We start from the raw sequence: 4,360 nt of genomic DNA on the forward strand, positions 1-4,360 counted from the left end.
TTTAATAAAACGGTCGTTTACAAAAAAATATTGCTCTCCTCTTGTTTTCTTTGCAAATTCAGGTTTTCCAACAAATCCTGAAATTTTAAGTACTTCGGTATCCTCTTTAACAGGCACCAACTTCTCATTGGTTTTGTTCCCGAAAATATTAACGATACGCTGGCGATAATTACTAATTGGCAAATTAAAAGCCTCACTGCCATTATTATATAAAGCAAAACTTATATTAGGATGTGCTAGAGCTACACGATGGAACTCATCAATAACATGGCGCAATTCAACCGTATCAGATTTTAAAAAATTACGCCTTGCTGGAATATTAAAAAAGAGATTTTTTACAGAAACAGAAGTTCCTGAAGGCGTTACAACTACATCTTGAGAAACAACCTTGCTTCCCTCAATAACTAAACAAGTCCCAACATCGTCAAGTTCTTGCTTCGTTTTTAACTCCACATGGGCAATAGCAGCTATACTTGCTAAAGCTTCACCTCGGAAGCCTTTGGTATTTAATTGAAATAAATCTTCAGCACTTCTAATTTTTGATGTCGCATGACGTTCAAAACTCAATCTTGAATCAGTATGACTCATACCTTTACCATTGTCAATTACTTGTACAAGGGTTTTTCCAGCATCTTTTATAATAAGTTTTATAGTATTTGCTCCAGCATCAATGGCATTTTCAAGAAGTTCCTTTACCACAGAAGCAGGACGTTGTACAACTTCTCCAGCAGCTATTTGATTTGCTACATGATCAGGTAAAAGCTGTATAATGTCTGCCATATATTATTTAGGTAAGAATATAGATAAATCGAAATCGATAATAAATAAAAATAGTAAAAGAAGTACGGCTATAATAATTAAAATACGCCTATTAGCTTGTCTATCTGGATTGTTTTTTAGGTCATCTAACGCGTCATTAAACGTCCCTTTCATCCCTTTATTGGCTCCAACAGTTTTTCTGTGTTCGTCAAATTTATGCTTAATTTCAAACGGATTCCCCTCACCTTTATCATCGAAATAACGAGGTTTATAACTAAATTTTTTGTTTTTACGCAATTTTAAAATTCCCATGATTTCTAGGTTTTTAGTTACATGTATTTTTTGTCTAATACATACATACAAATCAATAATAACACCAAAATCAAAATTAAGACTTTCACCGACATGGCTCCGCGTGGTTTTACTTTTATGTCCTTACTTTGTTGCCATTTTGAAACAAAACCCTTGGAATCAGAACTATTATCTGTTTGACTTTCTTTCGAAAATCTAGTTTGATAATTAAAAGTTTTATGTTTACGTTGTTTAAACAAAATCTAGTTTTATGCTAATTAAATTTAAAAAGAACCAATTAAATCCATTTCACTTTTCCTTATATTTTATTTATCATCTAAAGAAAATATAATTCAAATTTAGCATCAATCATTTTAAAATTCATTTGGCATCGCCCTTCTTTTCAAAAATACTTAAAAGTACGCAGAAACAGCAGATTAAACTGCCAAAAAATGTTAACATTACTTGAAGAAAGACCGATACTATATGACGGAAATCAGATGAGTGGCACCTTATAGACTGTAGACTAAAACCTAACTATTATTTCGTAGTTCAGCCATTTTAATAGCAGCAACAGCCGCTTCTGTTCCTTTGTTTCCATGTTTACCACCTGAACGTTCAATACTTTGTTGCATTGTATTATCTGTAAGTACACAGAAAATAACAGGGGTCTCATGCATGACGTTTAAATCTTTTACACCTTGTGTAACACCTTCACAAACGAAATCAAAATGTTTAGTTTCTCCTTGGATAACACTTCCAATAGCAATTACAGCATTAACCATTTGCTCTTGCATTTTTTTACATCCGTAAATCAACTCAAAGCTTCCAGGAACATTCCAACGAATTATATTATTAGACAATACACCATTTTCAATTAGCGTATCGTAAGCGCCTCTATACAAACCTTCAGTGATGTTATCATTCCATTCAGAAACAACAATCCCAAACCGAAATTTACTCGCGTCTGGGATTGTTGCTTTATCATAATCTGATAAATTTTTATTTGCCGTAGCCATAGTATAGCTATTATTTGTTTGCCAACGCCTTCGCTTTACCAATAAAAACATCCACTTTAGAAGCTTCAGTAGAATTAGAGTAATCGTCTTTTATTCTTTTAAAATTAGCTAAAGCTTTATCTGCTTTCCCCAATTCTAAAGCAATAGTTCCAGCTTTGAATAAATACATTGGTGTTGTAAATTCATTATCACGCATTTCAGCAGCTTGCTCATAGTAGTCTAAAGCATCTTCTGTTTGATTTAATTGTACAAATGCATCACCAATATTTCCTTTAGCTAAAGGCGATAATATCTCATCGTCACTTTTAAAGTCACTTAAATGCTCAATAGCATTTTTGTAATCTTTCAATCTTAAATAAGCTGTACCAGCATAGTAACTTGCCAAATTAGCTGAAGGTGTTCCGCTGTATTCTTCAATAATATCCAGCATACCAAATTTACCTTCTCCTCCTTTTAAGGCTAAACTATAAAGAGAATCCTTTGCTGCACCAGTAACCGCTTCATCAAAATATTTTTGAGCTTGAAACATATCGTTCATTGCCGCTTCCTGTTTTGGTTTAGCAATGTATTCTTTATATGCTAATGATCCTAAGACTACAGCTGCAACAAGAGCAATTATAATAAAAATATATTTTTGATTTTTTGCTACAAAATCTTCCGTTTTAGAAGCAGTTTCATCAAGTGTATTAAAAACCTCTGCAGTTGTAGAACCTTCTTCTATATTCTGTTGCTTTTCTCCTTTTGTTTTTGGTTTATGTCCTCTTTTTTTATAAGTCGCCATCTATTTTTTCTATATAATATGAGTCAAAACAAAATGTTTGAACATATTTTATTAATGTGGCGCAAAAATATAATTTTTCTTCAGAACTAAAAGGGTATTTATTTGATATTTTTCAATAATTTGCACTTCTTTTTAAGAGTTTACCCTCTAATTGCCCCATAAGTTGCTTTTTGTATGATTTTAAAATCACTTTCTTTACTCAAGTATAAAAGTTTCGATAGTAAATCGTTCATTTTTTATGATAAAATAAATTGTATTGTTGGAAATAATGGTATCTGAAAAACCATCGCACCCAATTATAAATATTTTTTATCAGTAGGAAAAGCAAATTTTAAAAAAAAGTTCTTGAACTTTAAAAATTTTAGGTAGTATCTGTTCTCCTTTATAAGAGATAAAAATAATGATCAATTATAGAATTAAACAAACAATATTTCTAGAATTTTTTTACAATTACATAAAATAAGCATTACTCACAAAGCTTATTAGTAATTGTTTCAAGCGAACTGCAATTAATACAGAGTTTCTAATTTCACAGAACTAATCAACCCATTATAATTTTAAAAAAAAACTAAAAAATATAAGTAGGTTTGGTAGTTGTAAAAAATATATTCATAAAATTAATTGATCATAATCTACTTAGTAAAAAATAGCCGTTTGATGAAAGGAGGATTGGCGCCCGAAATAATAAAAGATATAGTGATATGCCAATATGTTGCAATGTAAAACAAGAGGGCTACGCCTTGAAACAATCTAAAATCTCCAAATCTGGTGCTCCACCAAGCTAACAGACCAATACCTAATACCCCTAGGCCATTCCATTTAATAGCATCGTTCCAAAACATATCTAAACGCGATTTGTTTCCCTTAAATATATCCCTACGAAAAATTGGAAGCATTCCCCAAAACGCAAAGTGATAGAGAATTAACACCATCCAACTAATTGGACTAAAAAAAGTGAAAAGACATAAAACGGGAGCTCCTAATAGCCAAGGATGATAAACTAATAAAAGCTTAATTGAATCCAGTTTAAACAAGTGCTTTCTTGTAAGAATTATTAAGACTATTAATGAAATAACAAAGACAACATAACATCCATAATTCAAAAATTTATATTTTAAAAAATCATCTCTACAAGCAATTAAATATGAACTTAAAACTAATGATCCATATGCAAAATTAAAAAAAATGTTTTTTTCAAATAACGATTTGTGTGAATATGTTTCGGAAATAGAATGATGCAAAGCAAAATAGAACACTAATCCTAAAGCCCCTAATTTAATACCTAATATAAAGCTTAAAGGAAGAAGCATCAATACAAAAGCTTTTTTCCAAAAAACGTTAAAAGCCAATGAAAGTCCTGATTTTGAGTATTTGGCACCTAAAATTATGTGAGGTATGCCAGTGCCCAAAACAAGTGTCATTAAATATATTTTTGGAACTACCCATGACAAAGCACCTATAATTATCATAAAAAAGAGTATAAAGACAAGACGTATCATTCCGTGATTTT

Annotated in this window: 5 protein-coding genes; all 5 read right to left on the reverse strand. The window is 31.0% G+C overall.

From position 1 onward, the window contains the following. Nucleotides 1–780: DNA mismatch repair endonuclease MutL (mutL, locus tag QZ260_RS08545; protein WP_295985044.1), on the reverse strand; the 780-nt coding region annotated here is incomplete at its 3' end. 3 nt (nucleotides 781–783) lie between these two features. Next, nucleotides 784–1,071: a riboflavin synthase subunit beta gene (locus QZ260_RS08550; protein WP_271560564.1), complete on the reverse strand. Its 288-nt coding sequence runs from the start codon at nucleotides 1,069–1,071 to the stop codon at nucleotides 784–786. 512 nt (nucleotides 1,072–1,583) lie between these two features. Further along, entirely contained in the window at nucleotides 1,584–2,069 is a 486-nt protein-coding gene (gene ribH, locus QZ260_RS08555; RefSeq protein ID WP_295985048.1) for a 6,7-dimethyl-8-ribityllumazine synthase, read from the reverse strand. Between the two features lie 10 nt (nucleotides 2,070–2,079). Continuing rightward, complete coding sequence (locus tag QZ260_RS08560; RefSeq protein WP_295985050.1) at nucleotides 2,080–2,850, reverse strand: tetratricopeptide repeat protein; 771 nt, start codon at nucleotides 2,848–2,850, stop codon at nucleotides 2,080–2,082. Nucleotides 2,851–3,482: 632 nt separating this feature from the next. Next, on the reverse strand, nucleotides 3,483–4,360 hold an 878-nt coding region (locus QZ260_RS08565; protein ID WP_295985052.1), incomplete at its 5' end, for a hypothetical protein.

It is taken from the genome of uncultured Algibacter sp. (genome assembly GCF_905480415.1).
GTDB lineage: Bacteria > Bacteroidota > Bacteroidia > Flavobacteriales > Flavobacteriaceae > Algibacter_B.